The following is a 21523-nucleotide window of genomic DNA, read 5'->3' as shown; positions in this document are numbered from 1 at the left end:
GGCAGCGTCTGTCTGCAAAGTTGTTGAGTTGATTTCGAATGAAGATAGATCGGCTTTGATACGGTCATAGCGGCCATTCAAATGCAAATCTCGATGCCTGACTCGTCCTGAATCAGGCGCCGTATTGCCAGGCGGTATGCGGCCCGACCTGGTTATGCCGATCCGCGGATGAGATCGCTTTTCTACGCCTCGCAGATCCGGTTACGTCCGGTTGACTTCGCTTCATATAGGGCCGAGTCGGCCATGTTCACCAGCGTTGCGCCATCGTGGGCGACCCGCTCGTCGGAGGTCACCAGGCCGATGCTCACGGTCACCCGGCCATACCGGCTTTGGACGTGCTCGAGATTCAGATCGAATACGGCGCGCCGAATGGTTTCGGCGACATTTGTAGCGCCGGTCGCGTCGGTATCCGGAAGAGTCACCACGAACTCCTCGCCGCCATATCGGGCCACCTGGTCCGCGGATCGTAGAACGCACAGGCCCACACACTGGGCAACGGCTCTCAGCACTTCGTCGCCCGCCTGGTGGCCATAGTAGTCGTTGTAAGCCTTGAACTGATCGATGTCGATGAACAGCAACGAGAGCGGACGGCCCGAGCGATTGGCTCGTTGCCACTCCTTTTGCAGCGTATCGTCGAAGGTGCCGCGATTGCTCAACCCCGTGAGCGCGTCCGTACGCGCCAGGTGCTGCAGTTTCGATTCCGCACGCTGCCGCCGCCGTAGTTCGCGCGACAGCAGCAAGGATCCCGTCCCGAGAATGATGCTGAACACCGCCATCACGATCTCGAGGCGCAAGGCCCGGCGTCGCCATTCAGCGTAAACGTCGCTCTCCGCAGGCGCCACGTCGACGATGATGGGAAGCCCGGGCAAATGCTTGTACACGTAGAGCCTGCGGATTCCATCGATCGAGGCGGTGCCCATGAAGGCACCTTCGTTCGTCGACATTGCCTGAATGAAAACCGGAGCGTTCTGGATGTCGCGCCCGACCACCTTCGGATCGTAGGGCAAACGCGTGATCATGGCGCCGTTAGTCTCGATCACTGCCGCGGTGCCGCGCTGCCCCACGGACAGGCCGTCCAGCAAAGCGCGAAAATAGTCGACGCTTAGCGTGCCGACCACGACACCGCCGAACGAGCCGTCCGGATGCGCAATCCGACGGCTCAGGGCAATCGTGAGCGCCCCGTCCCGCAGTCGTGACGCGTAGGGCTTGCTGATGTAGAGGCCGGTATTGGCGCTATCGCGGTGAAAGCGGAAATAGTCACGATCGCTGAAATTGCCCGCTCGCGCCGGTAAGAATCCGGAGTCCAGGGTGATGTCCCCACGCTCATTCATCACGAAGATGGAGCCGAGGTACTTGCCCGAAGCGGCGCGGTCGAACAGCACCCCGTTGCGGATCTTCGCGGGGAGCGCCATCACCTGCGGATCCGCAACTCCTTCCACCACCGCCTGCAGCGACAGATCGTAGAGTTCGATGTTGCGAGCGATGTCCCGCTCGATAACCAGCATCAGATTCCGTGCGTTTTCCACAGCGCGGTTGTAGGCATCTTTACGCGACTCGAAAAGCACCCACGCGCAAAGACTGCACGTGAACAGTATCAGCAGAACGCCACAAACGATCACGCCAGATGGCGACAATACCCGCGACGCGGATGACGAAATGGATCGCCGCACAAAAAGCGGTAGTGACGAACGCATGGAGCCTCATGAAACGAATTCATACACACGGCCTGAAACAACATCGCCGGGCTCTTGGGGGCAGCGAATGCTGCCAGGCGATTAACCGGCTAACGCTATTCCTCTCGAAGCATGCAACCGCTGAAATGAATGCGATTATCGCCGCCCAGGGTCTGACAAAATCATTACTTGAGTAATTCAATGGAAAGCCAAAGACGCATTCTCGCCTTTTCGAATATTCGAGGCGGCACGCGCCGGGTCACCGCCGGCTGGACGGCTGGGCCGACTGAGTTTACCCGCATGAGGCAGCGGTCGCGATTGGGAGTACTTTCATTGCGACCGATCGCTATGGTATCCGAGAATCACAACGCGCCGCGTTTATCGAACGGCCAGCATCTTAGACCAGTCGCTTTTCAAACCAGTGATGGGCATACGGTTCCGCGCTGAACGCCTCGACTTCGACGTATCCACACTGCCGGTATAGCGAAATCGCCTCGCGCAAAGTTCGATTTGTTTCCAGCCGAATAACGCGCGCTTTGGCCTGACGGGCGCGTCTCTCCGCCTCGACGATCAACCGGCGGCCTACACCCATCCCGCGAGCGGAGGGACTCACCCACATCCTTTTGAGTTCGGCCGGAGACTTCTTATGAAACTTCAGCGCGACGCAGCCGACCGGCCTTCCATGCAGTCGCGCCACAATCAACGCGCCTTCCGGCGGCGTCAGTTCATGGGCGTCCGCCGACAGGCTCATGGACGGGTCGAATCCGGCGTCAAAGCGCTCATCAAGTTCGTTGAAATACTGTTCGAAGCACCACCGCGCGTCGTCGCTATCCGGCTGTTCAACCGCAAAACGCACAAGAGATGCCTGCAGCAAACGCTCGACCTCTGACATCGCTGCGACCAGTCTGCGGCGCTGCTCATCGCCGAGCGGTTCGAGCGCGCGTAGCGCGACCGCGTCGGACAGCCGTTCGAGTTCGGCCCTTTCCATGAGGCCCTTCTGAGTCAGACAAGCCCGGCGTACCCGGCGGTCGTCAGGATGGGCGAGGACAGCGACAAGTTTTTGCCGTTCAAGAGACGCCAACGTGCGGCTGATATAGCCTGAATCAAGATTTAGCCGCGCGCGAAGGGTACGAATGTCCGCGCCTTCGGCTCCGATCTCCCATAGTAGGCGCGATTCGCCCATCTGGCGGCCCCGGCCGAGGAAATGATCGTCGATAGCGCCAATGCTTTCGGCGACTACGCGGTTAAAGCTACGAACCTGGAGAATGTCGGATGCGTCCATATCTCTGACTTTAGTCAGAGATATGGATTCCGTCAACCTGGAGTCGGGAAACATCTTTCACATCGACATATCGCGTCATGCTTTTAGCTCCTTGTGCGCAGGCGACAGGCAGATTGCGCCGCGACGAATCGGTAGAACGACATCAGGCTCTGCCTTCAAAGCCCAACAGAACGTTAACCGCGTTGATTCCAATCTCATCGACCATGTAACCGCCCTCCATGACGAAAAGCGTGGGGACGTCAAGGCTTGCTATCGCTTCGCCGATGCGCAGGTAGTCTGGCGTGCGCAAGCGGAAGTGGCTGATAGGGTCGTCTTCGAACGTGTCGACCCCGAGAGAAATGACCAGAGCGTCGGGTGCATGCCGCCCGATCACCGCGCCGGCGTGGCGCAACGCGTGCTCGAAGGCTTCCCAGGCCGTTCCCCTCGGAAGCGGGAGGTTCAGATTGAACCCCTCTCCGGCGCCAACGCCACGCTCGTCGGCATGCCCCGAGAAATATGGATAGGAGACCGTTGGATCGCCGTGAGTCGATACGAATAGAACATCCGGTCGATCGTAGAAGATGTCCTGCGTGCCGTTGCCGTGATGGAAGTCGATGTCGAGAACGGCTACGCGCTTTGCGCCGCCATCGATGCAATGCTGGGCCGCAATCGCCGCATTGTTCAGATAACAATAGCCGCCCATGTATTCACGGCCGGCGTGGTGGCCGGGCGGACGGCACAGCGCGAATGCGGCGCGCGCGCCGCTCGCCAGCGCGTCCATGCCGGTCAATGCCGAGTTGGCGCTGGAACTGATCGCGGCCCACGTACCCGCGTTGATGGGGGAACCGGCGTCCATCGAAAAGAAGCCGAGCTTGCCATCGATGAACTCGGGCAACTCATTACCCGGCAATCCCCTCACGGGCCAGACGAGCGGCAGCGCCTGACAGGTTCTGCCGGTCGCCAGCCACTCGTGCCACGCTCCTGCCAGAAAGTCGACGTACCGCTGGCTGTGCGCGCCTGCATAGTCCGCTCGCGTGTAGGCCTTCGGGCTGATGACATCGCCGAGTCCGGTTGCCCTCACTTGCGCAAGTACCGTCTCGGCGCGCAGGGGCTTCTCGAAGGAATCGGAGATGGCGCCGTCCTTGAGTTCGACCCCATGATGCAAGCGATGATCGCTACTGTAGATGGTGAGCATGATTGTCTACCGCGTTGAAGATAGCCAACAGTTTATCGAGCGCTTGCCGCATCGGTTTTGCTTTTGAATGCGGAAAAGCCTAGTATTTTGGTAAATTTGTCTAACAGGAGCAAAAAATGAGCACAAATCGTCCAAAATTAGAAATGGACGCAATCGACCGCTCGATGTTGCGCCTGCTTCAGGACGATGGTGCCGTATCGAATGCCGCACTCGGGGAGAAGCTCTCGCTGAGCGTCACGCCATGCTGGAGACGGCGCAAGCATCTGGAAGACGAAGGTGTGATTACCGGTTACCAGGCGAACATCGACCGGCGCGCGGTCGGCCTGAATCTTCTTGCGTTCGTGCATCTCCGGTTCAATGTGCACTCGGACAAAACCGCGGACAACTTCGAAGCCGTTATCCGCGGTCGACCGGAAGTTCTCTCGTGCCACAAGATCACAGGCGATGCGGACTACATTCTGCAGGTGGTCACCGCTGATCTGGATGCATACGGTGAATTTGTCGAGCGGGTGCTACGGCGGCAGCCGGGCATCGCGTCGATACAGTCGAGTCTTGCGCTACGCGAGGTGAAGTTTTCGTCCCGGGTTCCAATTCCTGACGCCTGAAAAGATCCGCTGGATAAACATCTTCACGCCGCGCTCCATGACACAAAACGGCCGGGACGCAATCGGGTTCAGTCCGTTACGTCCCTACCGTGAGGCGCGACTGAGTTTCTCCTACACGGCCCACTTTGTATCGCAACGTATCTCCCGGATGCAGCGACACCTGCGCATACAAAACCCGCCCTTCTCCGACACATGCGTGATACCTCCGCACGCTCCAATACGTCCACCCTACGTCGAACACCGCCTCGCGACGGCGCGTGAAATCGTTAAATCATGTCGTCGTTGATGGGTAAGCCTGGCTTCATCGCCGATCGGAGAATTTATGTCAGACAAGCTCCCTCCCCAATCGCTCTCGCGCCGCCGTTTTGTCAGCGCGGCAGCGGCGGCCGTCGCTGCCGGCTCATTGAGCCAGCTCGCGTTTGCCGAAACGAATCAAGCCATTACTGAAGTTGCCCCGGCGACGGGCAGCGACAAGACCGCCATTCGCCCGCTTCGCGTGCATGTGCCGGATTCGCAACTCATCGACCTGCGCCGGCGCATCAAGGCGACGAGATGGCCTGATCGGGAGACCGTCACCGACAATTCGCAAGGCGTGCCGCTCGCGATGATTCAGGAACTCGCGCGCCATTGGTCGACCGATTACGACTGGCGAAAGTGCGAAGCGAAGCTCAACTCGTTGCCGAATTTCGTGACCGAGATCGACGGACTCGATATTCATTTCATTCACGTCCGTTCGAAACATGAAAATGCGATGCCGCTCATCGTCACGCATGGGTGGCCAGGCTCGGTGATCGAGCAGTTCAAGATCATCGGTCCGCTGACCGATCCGACCGCCTATGGCGCAAGTGCGTCCGATGCGTTTCATCTGGTCATCCCGTCTTTGCCGGGCTATGGATTTTCAGGCAAGCCGACCACGACCGGGTGGGGTCCGGAGCGTACCGCGCGAGCATGGGTCGTTTTAATGAAGCGCCTTGGATACGAAAAATTCGCCGCGCAAGGTGGCGATCTGGGTGGCATTGTCTGCAACGTCATGGGCAAGCAGGCGCCGCCTGAATTGTTAGGCATCCATGTCAATTTCCCCGCGACGCTTCCGCCCGAAATCGCCAAGGCGCTCCAGGCTGGCGATCCACCGCCCGCCAACCTCTCCGCCGACGAAAAGCACGCTTACGAGCAACTGAGTTCAGCGGCCATGAAGCGACGCGCGTACGCACTGGAGATGGGCACACGCCCGCAAACGCTCACTGGACTGTCGGACTCTCCCGTCGGCCTCGCGAGCTGGCTTCTCGATCACGGGGACGGGTATGAGCAGCCGGCGGCGGCATTGACCTCGGCGGTGTTCGGGCACCCGGTCAACGGGGAATCCACTGGCGACTTGACGCGCAACAACGTACTCGACGACATCACACTCTACTGGTTGACGAATACGGGAATTTCCGCAGCGCGTTTCTACTGGGAGTCGCACTTCAACTTCCTGGCCGCCGCCGACGTATCCGTGCCTGCTGCGATCAGCGTCTTTCCTCGCGAGAACTATCAGGCGCCGCGCAGTTGGACAGAGCGGGCGTATCACAATCTGATCTATTACAACAGGCTCGACAAAGGCGGACACTTCGCGGCGTGGGAGCAACCGCAACTATTCGCCGAAGAGGTCCGCGTGGGGTTGAGGCCGCTGCGGACATAAATGAGAGCCTGCCGGACCCGGCCCACTAATCGCAACGAGCAGCGAGGGTCCGGGTTCGGCGTATGAAGCGGCCACATCCTCACACAGCATTCACACGCCGCCGAGCCTGTTCCTCGACAAAAAGCGCCACCTCTTCGGCCAATGCCTTTGCGACCTGCGGACGATGCACCGTTCGCTTGTAGTACGCCGCAACGGAAGGCCACTCGGCAAGGTCGACACCGCTGTGCTGCGCCCAATTGAGGACGGTGACGAGATAAGCATCCGCCACCGTGAAATGCTCGATGAGAAATTCCCGCCCGCGCAAATGTTCTTCGAGCACGCCGAGCCGGAGGCTGACTTTCTTGCGCGTGTAGATCTGCACATCGGCCGGCGCATGCGGATCGAGCAGCGGCACGAATACGCCTTTATGCAGTTCGGTGCTGATGAAGCCCAACCATTCCTGCAACTTCGCGCGCTCCGCGGTTCCGACTGCCGGCGCGAGCTGCGCTGCCGGAAATGCGTCGGCGACGTACGGCAGGATCGCGGTATTTTCCCTGAGCAGCCAACCGTCGTCGGTACGCAAGACAGGTACCTGCCCCAACGGGTTGATGGGGTAAAAATCGGAGCCGTCACGCAACTGCTTCGACTTCGTATCGACTTCGATGAACTGCGCGTCGGCGTTGGCTTCGTAGAGCGCAATCCGTGTGGCAAGCGAACAGGCGAGCGGCGAGAAGTAAAGCTGCATGCTGATATCTCCGGTCGTGGGATGATTTTTGTACTATAGTGTATAAAAACCAACGCAGCCATATAATTTTATGCATACCGGTACAAAAAGTGAAAAGCGTGCGCGCGGGCGGCCTCGCGGCTACGATTCGGAGCAGGCGCTGCACGACGCGCGGGACGCATTCTGGCAGGGCGGCTATTCCGGCACGTCACTCGACTCGCTAAGCGACGCGACCGGCATGAACCGGCCCAGTCTGTACGGCGCGTTCGGGGATAAACATGCGCTCTATCTGAACACGCTGGATCAATACATCGAACTTGGGCGTCAGGGGATGGAAGCCGCGCTGGCCGGAGATCGCCTATTGGCGGAGGCATTGCAGTCGGTGTATGACGCCGCGCTCGCCATATATCTTCCGCCCGGCGAGACGCCTCGCGGATGTTTCCTGATCGGCACGGCAGTCGTGGAATCGAGAACCGATGCCGAGGTTCGCGACAAGCTCCTCGGCGGCCTGACTATCTATGATCAGGTATTCGAGAGACGGCTCGAACGTGCCAAAGCGCAGGGCGAACTCAGTGCCGCGTCGGATCCGGTCATGCTGGCGAAAATCGCCTCGGCGATCCTTCACAGCATCGCGCTGCGCTCGCGCGCGGGCGACTCGATCGATTCGTTGCGAGCGACTGCCGAGGCTGGCGTCGCGTTGATCTGCGGCACGCGCGACGCTCCCCCGGCCGCTCCGCCACCAAACGCGCGCCGCAAATCGAAGTCCTAGGTTTTACGGAACGCCAGAGGCCGTCGCTCACAGATCCAACGTCACACCCGCGTCGCCCGCAACCGGATGCGCCATGCAAACCAGCGCCGCGCCGGGTTCGATTTGCGCCTCCACTTCGCCGTCGTACTTGACCTTGCCCGACAACAAACGCGTCGAACACGTCCCGCACATACCCGACCTGCAACTCGACGGCGCGTCGATACCGTGCGCCTCGGCGAATTCAAGCAGGCTGCCGTCGCGCGGCAGCCATTGAATCGTGCGCTCCGAGCGCGCGAACGTGACCGGCACAGCGCCCGCGTCTAGTGCCGACGTATCCGCCGGCATTGGCTCGCTCTTGACGGCAACCGCGCGCTTGACGCTCGCCGGACCGAACGCTTCGAAACGAATCCGTTCATCGGCAACGTTCAATCCGCGCAGACCTTCATACAGGTCGCGCATGAACTGCTCGGGGCCGCACAAATAGAAGTCGTAGTCATCGAACGGAAGCGCGCGCTTTAACGCGTCGATGCTCACACGACCGGCCGACACGCCTTCGGCGACTCCATCAGCGGTGCTATCGAAAAGATGCAGTGAAAGCGCCGGATTGCGCGCGGCAAGCTCTTTCAATTGCGCACTGAACGGACGTTCACGATCGCTACGCGCGCCGTGAAAGAAGAACACCCGCTTCGCCACCGCCCCCTCAGTGCAAGAAGCTGCCAACGCGTACCGAAGCATCGCCATCATCGGTGTGATGCCGATGCCCGCCGAGAGAAACACGGCGGGCCGTGGGCTCTCATCATCGAAAACGAAAGCACCGCGCGGTTTCATCGCCTCGATCTGCGCTCCGGCAACCAGATGCTCATGCAGCCATTTCGATGCAACGCCTTCGCGCTTCACGCTGATTCGATACCGCTGCGGATCGTGCGCATCGGAAAGCGTATACGTCCGCGACAAAGGCGTGGTTGAGCCCTTCACAGGCACGCGAATCGGCAGAAACTGCCCCGGCTTGTACGACGGCAACGGCACACCGTCGACCGGTTCAAAATAGAAGGAACGGATCGACGCAGTCTCCTCGACCACCGCCGAGACCTTCAGCTTGTGCCACGGCGACGCAGCCACCGGCTTTTGCACCGCCGCAGCAAACTGCGGCGCGTACTCGACGTCCGACCAGCGAAACGGTAGCGCGCTCCGGCTGCGCCGAACTTCCAGCACGTGAAAACGCACGAGCCGTTGCGCGCCTTCGAAGGCCGCCACTTCCGCGCCGTCCCAGATGATTTCCGCGCGCGCCGCGATATACAGCAAATCGCCGCTCGCAAAGTCGATGAACAACAGCCCGGCGCGCGGATCGTGGATCAGGTTGCCAATCGTGTTGAAGAAGTTGTTGCCGACAAAGTCGGGGGTCGTCAGCGTGTGTTCATCGTCCACACGCACAAAGCCCGGTGCGCCGCCGCGATGCGAAACGTCGACGCCGCGCGCGAGATCGGCGTCATCTGCAAGATTCGCGCTCGCGATGAAAAACGTATCCGCCCGCGCCAGAAACGCGCGGTCGGCATCGCTGAGTTCCGCCGCTATTTCCGGCGGCATGGAAGCCCCGGACGCACTCGGCTCCGCCCAGGTCGGTGTACGGCTCTGGATGTACTTGTTGCAGTTGCCGAAACTCTGATGAACCTCGAGCGTCAACGCCGCCCCGTCCGCCGACGTCACCATGCCGTTGATCCGGTTGCGCCTGCGAGTCTGCGGCTGCAGCCCGAGGCCGCCGATCATCGAGCCCTTCTGCCAGCTATCCGCGAGCGGATCGCCGGCTAATGCGCCGCCCTCGATGCGCAAGGTCTTCGCATCCGGCGACGACACGAAGCCCGGCAGGCCGGCGCGCACCGTCGCCCACGGCTGCCCGTGCGCATCGACGCCGCCGATCACCATGAACGGCTGTTCGGCAAAGAACTTGCGATGCTGGTCTGGCATGTAGCGCCGGATCCCCCGGCGTCCCGACGCTTCCGCCACGCTTCTCACGCCCACGCGCTGCTGGACGGCGACTTCCGCGGCATGAAACGGCGAGGTGTCGACGCCCCAGCCATTCAGAGGGATAACGGTGGACATGACCGGACTCCGGTGTCGTGAAGGATCAGCCGCTTATTCGGCGAGCAGCCCCGCTTTTGTCGAAGGCATCGCGATGAACCGCGGCAACGCCTCGACGCGGCGCAGCCACGCACGAATGTTCGGATATGGGTCGAGCGACACGCCGCCTTCCGGCGCGTGCGCGATGTAGGTGTGCGCGGCGATATCGGCGATCGTCACCTGATTGCCCGCCGCGAGCGGCTTGTCCGCCAGTTCGCGGTCGAGCACGTCGAACAGCTTCACCGCCAGCTTCTTCGCGGTCTCGTGATCGTGCGGCGCACCAAACACGGTGACAAGCCGAGCCGTGCACGGCCCGTACGCGATCTGACCCGCCGCGAGCGACAGCCAGCGCTGCACCGCGGCCGCGCCGAGCGGGTCTGCCGGCAGCCATGAGGCGTCTCCGTAGCGCCTGGCCAGATACACCAGAATCGCGTTCGAGTCGAACAGCGTGAGGTCGCCGTCCTGAATCGTCGGCACCTGGCCGAACGGGTTGAGCGCCAGATAGTCAGGCTTGCGGTTGTCGCCGGCCTTCATATCCAGTTCGACCACTTCGAACGGCAGATCCAGCAGGGTCAAAAACAGCTTCACCCGATGGCCGTGGCCGGAAAGCAGGGTCGTATAGAGGCGGATCGGTTGGGCGGGTCGGGCAGCGGGCATGACAGGTTCCGGAAAGCGTGAAGGGATGGAGCGAGCATAATCCGCACGCGCCACCTTGCAGAAGCCTGATAATCCGGGAAACACAGTCAATCGAAGATGGACAATCCACCATGGCCGACGTACGCGACGTAAACCTGAACCGGCTGGCGATCTTCGTCGCGGTCGTCGAGGCGGGCTCGCTGACTGCCGCGGCAGCGCGCCTGGGCCTCGCCAAGACGATGGTCAGCACGCACATGCAGCGGCTCGAGGCCGAGGTCGGCGCGAGCCTGCTGGTGCGCACGACGCGGCGGCTCGGCTTGACCGAGCCCGGCCGCGCGTTCTACGAAGCGAGCGTGAAAATCCTTCGCGCCACCGAAGACGCGCTCGCGGCGATCGGCGGCGAAACGGCGCCCGTGCGCGGCACGTTGCGCGTGAGCTCGCCAATCGATTACGGTTCGCTTGCAGTGGCGCCGGTGCTGGTCGAACTGCGCCGCACGCATCCGCAACTCAATGTCGAGTTGCTGTGCACCGATCGCTATGTGGATCTGATCGCGGACGGTATCGACGTCGCGATTCGCCTGGGCCGGCTTGCCGATTCCAATTTCCGCGCGGTGAAACTCGGCAGCTTTGTCAAATGGCTCGTGGCGAGCCCGGATTTCGTCGAGACATGGGGGCAGCCGCAGACACCCGCTGAATTGTCGGCGATGCCCTTTTGCGCGTTGACGGTGTTGCCGCGTCCGCTGACGCTCGACCTGCAACGCAATGGCGGCACGGGCGATGGCGACGCCGAAAGCGTGCGCTGTGAAAACGCGTTGCTGGTGAACACCGCCGACGCCTGCCGTGCAGCGACACTCGCCGGCGGCGGCTTCGGCCTGTTGACGGACTTCTCGATCGGCGGCGACATCGCGGCCGGCCGGCTGATTCGCCTGCTGCCGCAATGGGCGACCGAGCCCGCGAGTATTCAGGCTATCTTTCCGCCCACCAGTCATCCTCCGCCCAAAGTGCGGGCGCTGATCGAGACGTTCAAGAAGCAGCTTGAGCGCGCCGCGTAACGGCGCTTGCTGGTGTCTCGTGAACCGGCACGCCAGCAAGCCTTCGCATATCAGCGTATCAACGTGTCAGAACGAATGCCGCATGCCGATCCGCACATCGGTCTGCGTGTTCGACGTGGACGGTGTGAAGCTGTAGCCGATCACCGCATTCACGCCATCCGATGCGCGCAGATAGTCGCCGGAGATATAGACGTCCGTGCGCTTGGAGAGCAGGTAATGCAGCCCGAGCGAGCCCTGGTTCCAGTGATTGCCTTCGAAGCGCGTATGCTGATAACCGCCGTACAGCATCAACGCGGGCGTGAAGGTGTACGAGGCGCCCGCTTCATACACCTGCATATGCGAGGTCTCGCCGAGTCCCTTGATCGTCGTGTAGGTGAAGTCGCCGCTCAACATGACCTTGCCGATCGTATAGGCCGCGCCGACTGCGAATGCCCCTTGCTTGTCGACCGGAAACGCCGACGAGCTGTACAGATCCGTCACCGCGCCGGTTGCCGGATCGACGGACACGGTCGGCTTGCCGAGGAACGTGCGTGTGCCGATCATCGCGTACGGGTCGAATGCATAGATGCCGTTCGGATTGTTCAACTGCGTATAGGCCGCGCCCATGTTGAACGCGCTGTGCTCGTAACGCGCGCCCACGCTCCACGCGCTCTTGTTGTGGAAGTCACCGGCCGTATTGCCGAACGAGTACATGCCGCCGAACGAGAAGCCTGCATAATCGTTGGAGAGGAACTTGATCGAATTCGGCAGCCGGTCGCCGTTCATCCGGTCGAAGTCGCCCTGATGGATCGCGTAACCGCTTGCCCACGCCGAGATGTTATAGAGGTAGACGAACTCCTCGGTCATGTCGAGCTGATTGCCCAGCGAGAGTTGCCCCCAGTTGTTCTTCAGGCCCACATAAGCCTGACGTCCGAACTCGGCACCGCCGAATGCATATTGCCCGTTGCCCACGTGAAAACCCGATTCGAGCACGAACACTGCCTGCAAGCCGCCGCCGAGATCCTCGACGCCCTTGAAGCCGATCCGGTTGCCGTATGAAATACCGTCATCGAATTTGAACTGGTGAGCCCCGCCGGCATTGTTCACGTAGGTAATGCCGGCATCCAGAATGCCGTAGAGGGTGACGCTGCTCTGTGCATGGGCAACCGTCGGCGTGCATACAGCGCTTGCCGCGATAGCGAGTGCCGAAAGGCTGACGGCATTTTTCTTCTTCATCTAATTCTCCCCTGCTCTTTGCCTGCGTATTTCGTTGGATAAAGCGATCCCTGCTGCGTGCTGTTGACCAACGCGCGGCGCTTCTCGCATGACGGGCAGTTCAGAAACCGGCTGAGACCGAGTGAAACGAATTGAAGCTATCTACGATGCATGCAATAAGCACTCGTGTTCGCATCGCCGGATCAAGAATACGGGTCCAGATTTATGAGGATTCGACCGGATGCGACATAAATCTGTCGCACCGCGACCTCATTGTTAGGAATACGGCGGTTATTTCACGCCAAGCGCGGTTTGCACCGCTTGCAGGCCATTGGCGCCGCTCGCGGTATTCACGCCGTCGAGCCACGACTTCAACAATTCGGGGTGGCGCTTGAGCGCTTCCGTGGCTGCGACATCCACGCCGGTTTTCTTTTCGAGTACTTCGGTAATCACGCCATTCTCCAGATCGACGTTGAAAGTGAGTTGCCTGAAAAGCCGCCCGACATTCGGACACTGCGCGGCATAGCCGCTGCGCTCCACCGTATTGACCGTAGCGCCGCCGTAGTTGGGCCCGAAGTACTTGTCGCCGCCGTCGAGATAGGTGAGCTTGAACTTCGTGTTCATCAAATGCGGCTCCCACGCGAGAAAGACAATCCACTTCTTGTCGCGCACCGCGCGCTCCACTTGCGTGAGCATGCCGGTTTCGCTCGATTCGACGAGCTTCCAGCTGCCGAGGCCGAACGCCTTGTCGTCGACCATTTTCTTGATGTTCTGATTGGCCGGCGCGCCAGGCTCGATGCCGTAAATCTTGCTGTCGAACTTGTCGGCATTCTTCGCGAGGTCCTCGAAAGAATGAATGCCGGCAGCCGCCACATAGTCGGGCACGGCCAGCGTGAACTTGGCGTTGCTCAGATTGGGATGCACGACCTCGATCGACTTTTCTTCTTCGAACGGTTTGACGACCGGCGCCTGCGCCGGCATCCAGTTGCCGAGGAACACGTCGATCTGTCCTTTCTTCAGGCCTTGATAAGTGATCGGCACCGACAGGTTCGCGACATTCTGCTTATAGCCGAGCGCCTTCAACAGTACTCCGGTCATTGCATTGGTCGCGTCGATGTCGGTCCATCCCGGCCCCGCCATGTTGACCTGCGTGCATGACTGCGGCTCGGCAGCCGACGCGAAAGTGGCTGCCGCGCACAGTAGCGCTGCGCCGGTTACCGCCTGTTTGAAGAGCTTTTTCATTATGTCGGCTTCCTGTTGGTGGGGTGGATTGGATCGTGATCAGCGTGAGGATCAACGGGCGACGGCGGGAAAGCGCGCCATCGCTTCGAGCGTATCGAGATCGATGTGGTTGCGCATATAACGCTGGCTCGCATCGACGAGCGGCTGCCAGTCCCATGATTCGACCGTGCCTTGTGTCGTCGACGCGAAGTGAAAATGGCGGCGCCGCTGGCTTTGCAGCACTTCATTGTGCAGCGCGGCGAGATTCCAGCGTTGCGCGACTTCCTCCCGAAATGCCGCGACCTGTGATGCATATTCGCTACGCGCGGCAAGATTCTCTCGTTCAAGCGGATCGGCTGCGACGTCATAGAGTTGATCGGGATCGGCAGGTGTATGAATGAATTTGAACCGCCCACGCCGCAGCATCACAATCGGCGCAATCGCACCCTCCGCCAGAAATTCGCCGATCGCTTCGTCGTGACCGCCTTGCTTGCCCAGCAGATGCGGCACGAGGCTTTGTCCATCGAGCGAATCGGGCCACACGGCCGGCTGTTCGCCGCGCGCCAGTTCGACCAGCGTCGGCACCAGATCGAGATGCGAGACCGAGGCCTTGACGCGATGCGCGTCGAATTGCTGCGGCGCGTGCACGATTAGCGGCACGCGGCAACCGCCTTCGAAGAAAGTCATCTTGTACCAGAGCCCACGCTCGCCGAGCATCTCGCCGTGATCGGACGTCACCACGATCACCGTGTCTTGCGCGAGCCCGGCCTGGTCGAGCGCCTCAAGGATGGCGCCAAACTGGTCGTCGACGTAGGAGATCGCGCCGTAGTACGCGCGGCGCGCGTTGCGGATCTGCTGATCGGTAGGCGGCGTGCGATCGGTTTCGCAGACATGGCGCAGGCGCTTCGAGTGCGGGTCGGCGTCTTCGAATGAATCGCGAAACGCGGGCATATCGATGTCTTCGTCGCGATACATGTCCCAGTACTTTTGTGGAATCGCGTACGGGTCGTGCGGGTGCGTCAGCGAGGCGACCATGCAAAACGGCCGTGCGTCTTTGTCCGCATGACGTTCGCGCGCAATGTCGAAGAGTTTCTGGCGAGTGGTGAACGTGACCTCGTCGTCGAAGTCGAGTTGATTGGTGCGCACGCACGGGCCCGCGTCGATTACCGAACTCATGTTGTGATACCACGTGGGACGTGCCTCGAAATTGTCCCAGTCGGGCGTCCAGCCGAAATCGGCGGGATAGATGTCGGTGGTGAGCCGTTCTTCGAAGCCGTGCAACTGGTCGGCGCCGCAGAAATGCATCTTGCCGGACAGAATGGTTCGGTAGCCTTCTGCGCGGAGATAATGCGCGAATGTCAGCGTTTGCGACGGAAATTCCGCTGCATTGTCATAGGCACCGATTGCGGACGGCAGCTTGCCCGATAAAAAAGAGAATCGCGAAGGCGCGCACAGCGGACTCGCGCAATATGCCGATTCGAACACCACGCCCTGTTTCGCGAGGCGATCGAGATTGGGCGTCTTCGTCAGACGGTGCCCGTATGCGGCCAACGCGAACGGCGTCATCTGGTCGGCCATCAGGATGAGAATATTCTTTTTGCTGTCAAGCATGAGTGCGTGCCTCGAATAGAATCGCAAGTGTCGATGCAGATGCCGTGATGGATGCAACGGCCAACGGGCTGCCGGCGTACCGGGCCCGCCATGAGCACCACTATTGCCGTCCAATTCGCCGCTGTGAAGACGGCAATTCGTTATGTGCCTATAAGGGGGTGTTATGTCGAGACAGGACCGCTTGCCGCCTATGCAGGCATTGACGATGTTCGAGTCCGCCGCGCGTCTGGCCAGCTTCACGGCGGCCGCGCGCGAACTGGGTTCGACCCAGCCCGCGGTGAGTCAGCGCGTCGTGCAACTGGAGGAAGCGCTGGGCGCGCCGCTGTTCGAGCGCGGCCATCGCGGCGTCACCCTCACCGAAGACGGCGAACGGCTCTTCCAGGCGGTACGCCACGCGCTGGACACGATTCGCCTCGCCACCAGCGAAATCCGCGCGCGGCGCACGCCGCAAACGCTCACACTCTCCACCGACTTCGGCTTCGCCACCTATTGGCTGATGCCGCGTCTATCGCAGTTCAAGGCGCTGATGCCGGACGTCGACGTGAAAATCATCACGTCGCAAAGCGTGTTCGATCCGTCGCACGATCAGGCGGACATCGCCATTGCATTCGGCGATGAACACGCGGACTGGACCGCGCGCGGCGTGGTCAAGCTGTTCCCCGAGCGCGTCACGCCGGTGTGCAGCCCGGCGTTTCTCGCGGCGCACCCGTCATTGCGCGCGCCCGCTGATCTGACGAATCTGCCGCTGCTGCATCTCGAGCCCACCCAGCCAGCGCGCTGGCTGTCATGGGCCGACTGGTTCGCCGCCCACGAACTCGATGCGCCCGCCGCGCATCGCGGCATCACGTTCAACAGTTTTACGCTGGTCGCCCACGCGGCGATCATGGGCCAGGGCGTCGCGCTGGGCTGGGCGCCGCTGGTCGACGAACTGCTTGCCACCGGGCAACTCGTCGAACTGTTCGAGCCGCCGGTCGTCACGGAGCGAGGCTATCTGCTCGTCACGCAACGCACGGCGACACCCGTGCTCAGCGCCTTTCGCCACTGGCTGCTCGGCGAATGCGGGCTCGACGCGGAATAACGCGTGCGGGCCGGCCTGACGCTCCCGTTCCAGCGCGACGGCGGTTAGCTTCTATCCGCGTGCCGCCTGATTTGCTCTACTGCGAAGTAGCATGCCGCGCCCCGCGGCAGCGTCCTATCTTCCAGGTGGAGTGCGCATGTCCGTCGATTCCCGTCCCGATCAGCTGGTTCTCACCGTCGCCTGTCCGAGCGCGGCCGGCCAGGTTGCCGCCGTCGTCGGCTTTCTCGACCGGCATCATTGCTATATCGACGAACTGACCGTTTTCGACGACGACCTCAGCGAGCGCTTTTTCGTGCGCTGCGTGTTTCATGGCGTCGACAGTCAGGAGACGCTGCGGGTCGCCGCGCTCAAGCGCGAATTCGAGCCGATTGCCGAGCGTTTTCGCATGACATGGGCGATGCACGACGTCGGCACGCGGCCAAAGGTTCTGATCATGGTGTCGAAACTCGAACACTGTCTCGCCGATCTGCTGTTCCGCTGGCGCATGGGCGAGCTGAAAATGGACATTGTCGGCATCGGCTCGAATCATCGCGATCTCGAACCGTTGGCGCAGCAGCACGACCTGCCCTTCCACCATCTGCCGATCACCGCCGACACGAAGCCGCAACAGGAAGCGCGCTTGCTCGATCTGTTCGAGACTTCCGGTGCCGAGTTGATGATTCTCGCGCGCTATATGCAGATTCTCTCCGGCGAAACGAGCCGTGCGCTGGCCGCGCGAGCGATCAATATCCACCATTCGTTTCTGCCCGGCTTCAAGGGCGCCAAACCGTATCACCAGGCGCATGCACGCGGCGTCAAACTGATCGGCGCGACCGCGCATTTCGTCACCGACGATCTGGACGAAGGCCCGATCATCGAACAGGTGGTGGAGCGCGTGGATCATTCGTATAGCCCGGAGCGTCTGCTTGCCACTGGGCGCGACGTCGAGTGCATTACGCTCGCGCGGGCCGTCAAGGCGTTTATCGAGCGGCGCGTGTTTATCAACGGCGATCGGACTGTCGTGCTGCAGTAAACAAAAAACGCCGCTACAAAAGCGGCGTTCCTGGTTAATCAGGCGTTGCCGCTTCATCGAAGCGGCAACGCTTTCGCACGGGCACGTGCAGCAGGATCACTTCACCCAGCTATCCACCCGGTCACCATGCGCACTGATCCACGCATCGGCCGCGGCGGTCGGCTTCTCGCCGTTCTGTGTCGCCAGCATCACGCTGTCGATCTCACCCGGCTTCCATTGGAACTTCTTGAGGAACGCGACGACCGGCGGCGCCTTCTTCTCGAGTTCCGGATTCACGACGGTATCCACGTGCTCCGCTTCGCCGAACACCTTCTTCGGGTCGTCGAGGAATTTCAGCTTGTACTTCGCGAACATCCAGTGCGGCTTCCAACCAGTCACGATAATCGGCTTGCTCGCCGCTTCCGAACGCGCCAGCTCAGCGGTCATTGCGCTGCCCGAACTCGGCATCAACTGATAGTCGAGTCCATAGGCCTTGATCGCCTCGCTGGTTTTCTGCATCACGCCCGCGCCAGCGTCGATACCGACGATGCGCGAGCCGAACTCCGCCTTCTTCGCTTCCAGATCGCCCAGGCTCTTCACGTCGACGTTATCCGGCACGATCAGCCCGATCTTCGCGTCGTTAAAGTTCGCCCCGAGGTCGACCACCTTGTCCTTGAAGTTGTTCCAGTACGCACCGTGCGTGACGGGCAGCCACGCCGACAGCGTCGCGTCGAGGTCGCCGCGCGCCACGCCCTGCCACATCACGCCGGCCGCAACCGGCACGAGTGTGACCTGATAGCCGAGGCGCTTTTCGATCACGCGCGCGGCCACGTTCGAGGTCGCGACGCTATCGTCCCAGCCTTCCACGTAGCCGATCTTGATGGTCGGCTTGCTATCGGCCGACACGCTCACGCTGCTTGCCGCCAGCGCCGCGCCCAAGGCGCTCAACACGAATATCTTTTTGATCAGTCTCATCGCCGTTCTCCCTTTTGCCGTCAAAACAACCCAATGAGCATTTAGAATCGCCAGCCAGAATTACCGGGTAGCGTTGTTTTCCGACATCCAGTTGTCCGCACGCGACTTCGCGCCACTGGACCCATCTTCTTCTAGTCTTACTTATCCACGACGAGATCGCTCAAGGGCTTGCTGCAGCACAGCAGCACCATGCCCTGATCGATCTCACGCTGGCGAATCCCGCCGGCGTGTTTCATCGCGACTTCACCCGACACCAGCTTGACCTTGCAGGTGCCGCACATGCCTTGCGTACACGACGCCGGCAACCGCACGCCGGCTTTCTTCGCCGCGTCGAGCACGTGCTGGCCGCTGCCGCATTCGATTTCGCGATTGCTTTTGGCGAAACTCACCTTGAAGCGCGTTTCGGTTTCGATGGAAACGGGCGCGGGCGCGAAGCCCGGCGCTTCCTCGCGCGCCTCGACGAAGCTGTCCGCGGTGACGGGCGCGTCAATGTTCTGCAATGCATCCGCGACATGCGCGGTGGTCAATTGCGCGGCCACTTCGCTGACTGTCTCGAAGGAAAAACTTTCCTCGTGATAATGGCGCCGGTCGAAGCCGCCTTCGTCCAGCAGATTGCGCACGGCTTGCATATACGGCGCGGGGCCGCACGTGAAAACCTCGCGCTCCAGATAATCCGGGGCGATGAGCTTGAGCAACGGCAAGGTCAGAAAGCCGGTCACGCCAAGCCAGTTCGTGCGCGCGCCCACTCGCTCGCAAACGAACGCCGCGCGGAAATGGGCCTGATTCGATGCAATCAGATCGAGCTCGCGCGCGAAGATGATGTCGTCCGGCGTGCGGGCGCTGTGCACGAACACGATATCGCTGTCTTCACCGAGTTCGTGGTGCGCGCGGCTCATCGACATCAGCGGCGTGATTCCTGAACCGGCCGACAGAAACAGGAACTTGCGCGCCGGATGCCGCGCGCAGGTGAATTCGCCCGACGGCCCCAGCACACGAACCTCGGCGCCCGCATGCAGATTGTCGTGCAGCCAGTTCGACACTTTGCCGCCCGGCACGCGCTTCACCGTGATCGAGATCGTGTGAGGACGGGTGGGCGGTGAAGAAATCGTATAGCATCGGTTGATCGATTCACCGTCGATCTCCAGTTCCAGCGTGATGAATTGCCCCGGCTCGAACACGAACGCCCGCCCGGACGGCGCACGAAAGAAAAAGCTCTTCACGTCGTGCGTTTCCTGGCGAACCTGGCAGCACACCAGCGTGTCGTCGGTATCGCTATTCCAGCGTGGCGGCAACGTCTCCCAGAACCGCGGCTGCGTGACGCGGCTCGCAGCGTGATCTGGAGCCGGTTCGGGGCTCAGTTGAAACGTCGCCTGATCGCGCATCATTGTTTTCTCCGACTTCTGGTTGCTGCGTCGCGCTCAGCGCATGAAGGACACGACTTTTTCGCCATGCGAAGCCGGCGCGGTATCGCCGGCGTCATGGGTTTGGGGCGCATTGCTGTAATCGGCCATGCGCGCGATGTACCACTCGCAGAACTTTTCGACGAGCCCTTCCGTGAACGGCGAATACGGACCCGGCTCATACGCGCTGCTGGTCGCGCCGCGCTGCGAGTATTCGACGAGCGCGCGATCCTGGTCGTTGGTGGCGCGCCACACGGCCGTAAGGTTGTTCACGTCGTAATCGATGCCTTCGCGCGCGTCCTTGTGAACGAGCCACTTGGTGCGCACCAGCGTCTTACCCGCCGAGAGCGGAATCACCGAGAAGCTGACGATGTGATCGCTCATGAAGTGATGCCACGAATTCGGCTGCGTCCAGAACGACAGTCCGCCGAGGTCGGCCTGCTCGAATCCGCCGAGCAGTTTCTTCGACGCCACTTTCGCGTCGAGCGTCTGCGATTCGCCGTCGCGATCGAGCGGCAGGCGTTGCGTGCGGAAACCCGTGACCAGATCGGCGAGCCGTTCGATTTCCGCCGACGGCAGCTTCATCGCTTCCCATTGCGCGGTACGGCGCGCCACGGTCTCTTCGAACGCGGCCATGCCTTCTTCGTTGGCCGGCGTGCGTTGATAGCCGAAGCCGTATTCGTAGAGCGAAATGGTCAGCTCGGGATGGTTCGCGACGCAGTGATAGCACTCGCGATTGTTCTCCATCGTGAGCTTCCAGTTGCCGTCTTCGATAATGTCGATCGAGGCCGCGATCTTGCAGCTGGCCAGATCGTGCGGCTGCAGATACGGTTCCATCGCGGCGCGCATCACGCCGAAGTCGGCCGGCGGATTGTCGGCGAGGCAAATGAAAATGAGGCCCGCCAGATTCTCGACATGCACGGCCTTCAAACTATGCTTGCAGCGGTCGAACTGATCGCCCATGTGTTCGGCGAACATCAGATCGCCGTTCAGGTTGTAGGTCCAGCTGTGATACGGGCACACGATGTTGCCGAGCGAGCCTTTGTCGGTATTGCACAAGCGGGCGCCGCGATGGCGGCACACGTTGTGAAACGCCCTCACCTGCATGTCGTCGTCGCGTACGATCAGGATCGAATCGTTGCCGACCTCCACCGTGATGTAATCGCCCGGTTCCGGTACGTCCGGTTCCACCGCGACCTGGATCCAGTGCTGCCGGAAGATCGCCTCCATATCGAGCGCGAAAATCGCCTCGCTCGTGTAGAACGGCGCTTCCAGTGTGTAATTCTTTTTGCGGCGTTCGATCATTGCACGAACGTCTGCCGAAACTTTCATTGTGTGCTCCGTTGCATGTCACGTCTGGCGCCGCGCCAGGCCCTCCTGGTCGCGT

Annotated in this window: 19 protein-coding genes; 7 read left to right on the top strand and 12 right to left on the bottom strand. The window is 61.2% G+C overall.

Translation table 11 applies throughout. The features are described 5' to 3' along the window. Positions 1-182: 182 nt before the first annotated feature. On the bottom strand, positions 183-1694 hold the full coding sequence (locus tag ACFSNN_RS32730) for a sensor domain-containing diguanylate cyclase (RefSeq protein ID WP_134464738.1): 1512 nt from the start codon (positions 1692-1694) through the stop codon (positions 183-185). On the opposite strand from ACFSNN_RS32730, the gene ACFSNN_RS32725 reads away from it, so the two are divergent. Continuing rightward, positions 1625-1870, top strand: a complete 246-nt coding sequence (locus ACFSNN_RS32725) for a hypothetical protein (RefSeq protein WP_377689611.1) — start codon at positions 1625-1627, stop codon at positions 1868-1870. The two genes, ACFSNN_RS32730 and ACFSNN_RS32725, sit on opposite strands and share 70 nt — an antisense overlap. Before the next feature lie 200 nt (positions 1871-2070). On the opposite strand, the gene ACFSNN_RS32720 is transcribed toward ACFSNN_RS32725, so the two are convergent. Beyond that, positions 2071-2955: a bifunctional helix-turn-helix transcriptional regulator/GNAT family N-acetyltransferase gene (locus ACFSNN_RS32720; protein WP_134464740.1), complete on the bottom strand. Its 885-nt coding sequence runs from the start codon at positions 2953-2955 to the stop codon at positions 2071-2073. 142 nt (positions 2956-3097) lie between these two features. Beyond that, entirely contained in the window at positions 3098-4129 is a 1032-nt protein-coding gene (locus tag ACFSNN_RS32715) for a histone deacetylase family protein (protein WP_134464742.1), read from the bottom strand. 116 nt (positions 4130-4245) lie between these two features. Here ACFSNN_RS32715 and ACFSNN_RS32710 point away from each other — a divergent pair, with 116 nt between their 5' ends. Both ACFSNN_RS32710 and ACFSNN_RS32705 read left to right on the top strand, forming a co-directional pair. Then, entirely contained in the window at positions 4246-4734 is a 489-nt protein-coding gene (locus tag ACFSNN_RS32710) for an Lrp/AsnC family transcriptional regulator (protein ID WP_134464744.1), read from the top strand. A gap of 322 nt (positions 4735-5056) precedes the next feature. Continuing rightward, positions 5057-6412 carry an epoxide hydrolase family protein gene (locus tag ACFSNN_RS32705; protein WP_134464746.1) on the top strand — a complete coding sequence of 452 codons (1356 nt, stop codon included), beginning with the start codon at positions 5057-5059 and terminating at the stop codon, positions 6410-6412. Between the two features lie 79 nt (positions 6413-6491). Here the strand turns inward: ACFSNN_RS32705 and ACFSNN_RS32700 are convergent, their stop codons facing one another. Then, positions 6492-7136: a glutathione binding-like protein gene (locus ACFSNN_RS32700; protein ID WP_134464748.1), complete on the bottom strand. Its 645-nt coding sequence runs from the start codon at positions 7134-7136 to the stop codon at positions 6492-6494. A 70-nt stretch (positions 7137-7206) separates the two neighbouring features. Between ACFSNN_RS32700 and ACFSNN_RS32695 the strand changes: the two genes are divergently transcribed. Then, positions 7207-7884 carry a TetR/AcrR family transcriptional regulator gene (locus ACFSNN_RS32695; RefSeq protein WP_134464750.1) on the top strand — a complete coding sequence of 226 codons (678 nt, stop codon included), beginning with the start codon at positions 7207-7209 and terminating at the stop codon, positions 7882-7884. A 27-nt stretch (positions 7885-7911) separates the two neighbouring features. On the opposite strand, the gene ACFSNN_RS32690 is transcribed toward ACFSNN_RS32695, so the two are convergent. Together ACFSNN_RS32690 and ACFSNN_RS32685 are read right to left on the bottom strand one after the other, a co-directional pair. Further along, complete coding sequence (locus ACFSNN_RS32690) at positions 7912-9960, bottom strand: pyridoxamine 5'-phosphate oxidase family protein (protein WP_134464752.1); 2049 nt, start codon at positions 9958-9960, stop codon at positions 7912-7914. 33 nt (positions 9961-9993) lie between these two features. Further along, the gene (locus ACFSNN_RS32685; RefSeq protein WP_134464754.1) at positions 9994-10635 is read right to left on the bottom strand and encodes a glutathione S-transferase family protein; all 642 of its coding nucleotides are present in this window, start codon (positions 10633-10635) and stop codon (positions 9994-9996) included. A gap of 110 nt (positions 10636-10745) precedes the next feature. Here ACFSNN_RS32685 and ACFSNN_RS32680 point away from each other — a divergent pair, with 110 nt between their 5' ends. Then, entirely contained in the window at positions 10746-11666 is a 921-nt protein-coding gene (locus ACFSNN_RS32680) for a LysR family transcriptional regulator (RefSeq protein ID WP_134464756.1), read from the top strand. 66 nt (positions 11667-11732) lie between these two features. On the opposite strand, the gene ACFSNN_RS32675 is transcribed toward ACFSNN_RS32680, so the two are convergent. From ACFSNN_RS32675 to betC, 3 genes are all read right to left on the bottom strand, one after another. Then, a complete protein-coding gene (locus tag ACFSNN_RS32675; RefSeq protein ID WP_134464758.1) occupies positions 11733-12881 on the bottom strand; it encodes a porin in 1149 nt (382 codons plus the stop codon). Positions 12882-13151: 270 nt separating this feature from the next. After that, the gene (locus ACFSNN_RS32670) at positions 13152-14102 is read right to left on the bottom strand and encodes a choline ABC transporter substrate-binding protein (RefSeq protein ID WP_134464760.1); all 951 of its coding nucleotides are present in this window, start codon (positions 14100-14102) and stop codon (positions 13152-13154) included. A 51-nt stretch (positions 14103-14153) separates the two neighbouring features. Further along, a complete protein-coding gene (betC, locus tag ACFSNN_RS32665) occupies positions 14154-15692 on the bottom strand; it encodes a choline-sulfatase (RefSeq protein WP_134464762.1) in 1539 nt (512 codons plus the stop codon). A 163-nt stretch (positions 15693-15855) separates the two neighbouring features. Here betC and ACFSNN_RS32660 point away from each other — a divergent pair, with 163 nt between their 5' ends. Further along, complete coding sequence (locus ACFSNN_RS32660) at positions 15856-16770, top strand: choline sulfate utilization transcriptional regulator (RefSeq protein ID WP_134464764.1); 915 nt, start codon at positions 15856-15858, stop codon at positions 16768-16770. Between the two features lie 136 nt (positions 16771-16906). Beyond that, positions 16907-17782 carry a formyltetrahydrofolate deformylase gene (gene purU, locus ACFSNN_RS32655; RefSeq protein ID WP_134464766.1) on the top strand — a complete coding sequence of 292 codons (876 nt, stop codon included), beginning with the start codon at positions 16907-16909 and terminating at the stop codon, positions 17780-17782. Positions 17783-17878: 96 nt separating this feature from the next. Here purU and ACFSNN_RS32650 read toward each other — a convergent pair whose 3' ends face one another. The 3 genes from ACFSNN_RS32650 to ACFSNN_RS32640 all read right to left on the bottom strand — a co-directional run bounded on the left by ACFSNN_RS32650 (position 17879) and on the right by ACFSNN_RS32640 (position 21468). Further along, complete coding sequence (locus tag ACFSNN_RS32650; RefSeq protein WP_134464768.1) at positions 17879-18736, bottom strand: glycine betaine ABC transporter substrate-binding protein; 858 nt, start codon at positions 18734-18736, stop codon at positions 17879-17881. A 137-nt stretch (positions 18737-18873) separates the two neighbouring features. After that, the gene (locus tag ACFSNN_RS32645; RefSeq protein WP_134464770.1) at positions 18874-20121 is read right to left on the bottom strand and encodes an FAD-binding oxidoreductase; all 1248 of its coding nucleotides are present in this window, start codon (positions 20119-20121) and stop codon (positions 18874-18876) included. 33 nt (positions 20122-20154) lie between these two features. After that, a complete protein-coding gene (locus ACFSNN_RS32640) occupies positions 20155-21468 on the bottom strand; it encodes an aromatic ring-hydroxylating oxygenase subunit alpha (protein ID WP_134464772.1) in 1314 nt (437 codons plus the stop codon). Positions 21469-21523 lie beyond the last annotated feature (55 nt).

This window comes from Paraburkholderia dipogonis, assembly GCF_042680985.1.
Lineage (GTDB): Bacteria > Pseudomonadota > Gammaproteobacteria > Burkholderiales > Burkholderiaceae > Paraburkholderia > Paraburkholderia phytofirmans.
This window is presented reverse-complemented; position numbering and strand designations above follow the sequence as displayed.

Coding starts and splice junctions, on each gene's coding strand:
- betC (WP_134464762.1), bottom strand. CDS start 15,692: ATGCTTGACAGCAAAAAGAATATTCTCATCCTGATGGCCGACCAGATG.
- ACFSNN_RS32645 (WP_134464770.1), bottom strand. CDS start 20,121: ATGATGCGCGATCAGGCGACGTTTCAACTGAGCCCCGAACCGGCTCCA.
- purU (WP_134464766.1), top strand. CDS start 16,907: ATGTCCGTCGATTCCCGTCCCGATCAGCTGGTTCTCACCGTCGCCTGT.
- ACFSNN_RS32670 (WP_134464760.1), bottom strand. CDS start 14,102: ATGAAAAAGCTCTTCAAACAGGCGGTAACCGGCGCAGCGCTACTGTGC.
- ACFSNN_RS32640 (WP_134464772.1), bottom strand. CDS start 21,468: ATGAAAGTTTCGGCAGACGTTCGTGCAATGATCGAACGCCGCAAAAAG.
- ACFSNN_RS32705 (WP_134464746.1), top strand. CDS start 5,057: ATGTCAGACAAGCTCCCTCCCCAATCGCTCTCGCGCCGCCGTTTTGTC.
- ACFSNN_RS32680 (WP_134464756.1), top strand. CDS start 10,746: ATGGCCGACGTACGCGACGTAAACCTGAACCGGCTGGCGATCTTCGTC.
- ACFSNN_RS32650 (WP_134464768.1), bottom strand. CDS start 18,736: ATGAGACTGATCAAAAAGATATTCGTGTTGAGCGCCTTGGGCGCGGCG.
- ACFSNN_RS32675 (WP_134464758.1), bottom strand. CDS start 12,881: ATGAAGAAGAAAAATGCCGTCAGCCTTTCGGCACTCGCTATCGCGGCA.
- ACFSNN_RS32720 (WP_134464740.1), bottom strand. CDS start 2,955: ATGGACGCATCCGACATTCTCCAGGTTCGTAGCTTTAACCGCGTAGTC.
- ACFSNN_RS32660 (WP_134464764.1), top strand. CDS start 15,856: ATGTCGAGACAGGACCGCTTGCCGCCTATGCAGGCATTGACGATGTTC.
- ACFSNN_RS32725 (WP_377689611.1), top strand. CDS start 1,625: ATGGCGACAATACCCGCGACGCGGATGACGAAATGGATCGCCGCACAA.
- ACFSNN_RS32710 (WP_134464744.1), top strand. CDS start 4,246: ATGAGCACAAATCGTCCAAAATTAGAAATGGACGCAATCGACCGCTCG.
- ACFSNN_RS32715 (WP_134464742.1), bottom strand. CDS start 4,129: ATGCTCACCATCTACAGTAGCGATCATCGCTTGCATCATGGGGTCGAA.
- ACFSNN_RS32730 (WP_134464738.1), bottom strand. CDS start 1,694: ATGCGTTCGTCACTACCGCTTTTTGTGCGGCGATCCATTTCGTCATCC.
- ACFSNN_RS32690 (WP_134464752.1), bottom strand. CDS start 9,960: ATGTCCACCGTTATCCCTCTGAATGGCTGGGGCGTCGACACCTCGCCG.
- ACFSNN_RS32685 (WP_134464754.1), bottom strand. CDS start 10,635: ATGCCCGCTGCCCGACCCGCCCAACCGATCCGCCTCTATACGACCCTG.
- ACFSNN_RS32695 (WP_134464750.1), top strand. CDS start 7,207: ATGCATACCGGTACAAAAAGTGAAAAGCGTGCGCGCGGGCGGCCTCGC.
- ACFSNN_RS32700 (WP_134464748.1), bottom strand. CDS start 7,136: ATGCAGCTTTACTTCTCGCCGCTCGCCTGTTCGCTTGCCACACGGATT.